Origin of the sequence: Pseudonocardia sp. (genome assembly GCF_025965585.1) — a bacterium.
Lineage (GTDB): Bacteria > Actinomycetota > Actinomycetes > Mycobacteriales > Pseudonocardiaceae > Pseudonocardia.
The window spans coordinates 1-2813 of sequence record NZ_JAOPWR010000058.1 but is presented as its reverse complement, the minus strand read 5'-3'; the positions used below and the strand labels follow the sequence as shown (position 1 = coordinate 2813).

Here is a 2813-nt window from a genome sequence, read left to right as displayed (position 1 = left end):
GTGCCCGCGAAGTCCATCGGCGGCAGCGTGAACCTGCTGCTCGTTCCCGCGCAGATGGCCCGGAACCCTTCGGTCGCCGCTCGGGCGTCGGCCATGGTGCCGCCGAGGAAGGCGGCGACCGCGGCGGAGCCGCCTGCTGCGGGGCCGCCCATCCCGGTCAGCTCCAGCACGGCGCTGTCACCGATGTCCCGCGCGCTGTCGTCCGGGCCGTAGCCGGAGTAGTAGAGCGCCTCACCCACCGGCGGGGAGTCGGTGATGTACCACCGGGCGGACCCCGCGAGCTTGATGCCGAACGTCGTGCCGTTGCGCGACATCGTGGTGACGATGCTCGAGCCCTCGACCTGCTCCGCCCAGAGCTGCAGCGACTTCGCCGCCGCCATCGCCAGGTTGAGGAAGAACAGGTGGTTGCCCGCCAGGTACTCGCCGAACGGGACGCGGATCGCGTCGGGGAGCGCGGTGATGTGGGGGAGCCAGGTGCGGGTGAGCAGGTTCGTGGCCGCCTGCGTGCGCATGTGCAGGTCGTCGCCCATGGTGATGCCCTGGGTGGCGACCGCGAGGATGTCGACCGGCCCGGTGCGTTCGATGATCGATGCGACGGCCGGGCCGGCGACGTCGACCAGGAACCGCAGGCGGGCGATCGCCGCATCGGTGTCACGTCCGAACCACGCCACCTCACCGGGGCCCTGGTTGATCGACGAGTAGGCGCGCGTACCGCCCTCCCGGTTGTCCACCACCAGCACGGGCTGCGACGGCCCGATCGCGCTGGCCATCGGGACGACGGCATCGTGGTGGTTGGCGGCGTCCAGGGTCACCGCACCGTTCGCGAGCAGCGCGCGGGCCTGCTCGACGTCCGGCGCCCAGCCCTCGGCCACGACCGCGGCCTGCATGGAGCGGCGCAACGGATCACAGTGCTCGGCGAAGGGCAGCGGCGGGCCGGAGTGCAACAGCATCCGGCCGTCGAACCCGGGGACGGCCTCGCCGGCCGTCGCCACGCCGACGAGCTGGGGGACCCCCTGGTCGAGCCGCCGGACGACCTCGCTGTTGGCCTCGTCGACCGCCCGGCCGGCGTCGCCGTACAGGCGGGTGAGTGCCCGGACGGCCTCGGGGTTCCCGTCGGCGGGGATCCGCCAGTCCACCTGCTCGACCGTGCCGCCCTGGTCGCGGATCGCATCGGCGAACATCGGCAGCCCGACGTTCACCACCTGGACGGAGTCGGGCAGCACCAGCGGGGTCATCGGGTGGTCCTCTCGGGGCCGGTCTGGATTGACACGCCGTCAACTATAGGAGATATTTCTGTCCCATAGTTGACCCGAGTGCCGGAGGTGGCCCGACGTGCCGCGCAAGACTGTGATCATCGGTGGTGGGGCGGCCGGGTTGGGATCTGCCGGTGGGGTCAAGGCAGCCGACCCGGGCGCGGACGTCGTCGTCTACACCGAGAACGAGGACGTCGCTTACAGCCCGTGTGGCATCCCCTACGTGCACGGCGGCGAGATCCCGGATTTCGAGCGGTTGTTCCTCGCCGGCAAGCAGGCCTATGTCGACGCCGGTATCGACGTGCACTACGAGACCAAGGTGACCGCGATCGACACCGCGGCGCACACGGTCACGGTCGCGGGGGAGGGCGTGGTCGGCTACGACCAGCTGATCATCGCCACCGGCTGGGACTACGCCGATCCGGGTGTGCCGGGTGGCGATCTGGGCGGGTTGTACTTCGTCAAGAACATCCGCCGGGCCATGGAGTGGGACAGGGTCATCTCGGAGACGAAGCGGGCGGTGGTCGTCGAGGCCGGGCCGCTGGGTATCGAGATGGTCACCGCGCTGGCGCACCGCGGTGTGGAGACCCACCTGATCGACCCGAACCCGTACGCGCTGGCGATGATGGCCGACCCGGACATCATGGCGCCGGTCGAGGAGTCCTGGCGTGAGATGGGTGTGCACCTGCACTTCAACACCACGCTCGAGGCGTTCCTCGGTGATGACAACGGTCAGGTTCGGGCGGTGCGGACGTCCGGGGGCGAGCTGCCCGCGGACCTGGTGGTCATCTCGACCCACAAGACACCGAACAACGCGCTCGCCGAGGCGGCCGGGATCAAGGTCGGCTCCACGGGTGGGCTCGTCGTCGACGAGCGGATGAAGACCTCGGCGCCCGATGTCTGGGCCGCCGGTGATGCCGTCGAGATCCCGCACGGGCTGACCCGTACCCCGTTGCAGGGGCTCACCGGGTCGCACGCCTACGCGCAGGGCAAGACCGCGGGCGTGAACGCCGGGGGAGGCGAGCGTGCCTACAGCGCGGTGTATGTCCCGTGGGGCACGCCGGCCGGTAAGTGGGTCATCGGTGGAGCCTCCTTCGGGGAGGTGACCGCGACCGCGCTGGGGATCCCTTACGTGCTCGGCGTGGCCGAGGGGATCTCGCGGGCCCGCTACTACCCGGGTGTGCAGAAGGTGAAGGTCAAGCTGCTGGCCGAGCCGGGTTCGCTGCGGCTGATCGGCGCGCAGATGATCGGGGGCGGCGAGGGTATCAAGGAGCGCGCCGATTTCCTCGCTCAGGCGATCCGGTTCGGCATGACGCTGCACGACCTCTCGACCATGGAGAACGTGTACTCGCCGGCTATCGGCGCGTTGAACGAGCCGATGGTCGTGGCCGCCACCAACGGCGTCGCCGAGGCGAAGAAGCAGGCCGGGGCCGCGAAGCACGACGCCGCGAAGCGGAAGGGCTGACCCGGTGGCCACCACGTCGCCGGGGTTCTTCGGCTGGCTGCGCTCCAACTCCGAGCACTACCTGCTCATCGCCGCGCACCGGAAGCTGGCGAGTG

2 protein-coding genes are annotated in these 2813 nt (G+C 70.4%); one reads left to right on the top strand and one right to left on the bottom strand.

Annotated features, from left to right (window positions below; genetic code table 11):
• On the bottom strand, positions 1-1235 hold a 1235-nt coding region (locus JWR81_RS03500; RefSeq protein ID WP_297646500.1), incomplete at its 3' end, for a DUF1116 domain-containing protein.
• Between the two features lie 97 nt (positions 1236-1332).
• On the opposite strand from JWR81_RS03500, the gene JWR81_RS03495 reads away from it, so the two are divergent.
• Positions 1333-2718, top strand: coding sequence for an FAD-dependent oxidoreductase (locus JWR81_RS03495; RefSeq protein ID WP_297646498.1), 1386 nt, complete (start codon positions 1333-1335; stop codon positions 2716-2718).
• The last annotated feature ends 95 nt before the right edge of the window (positions 2719-2813 follow it).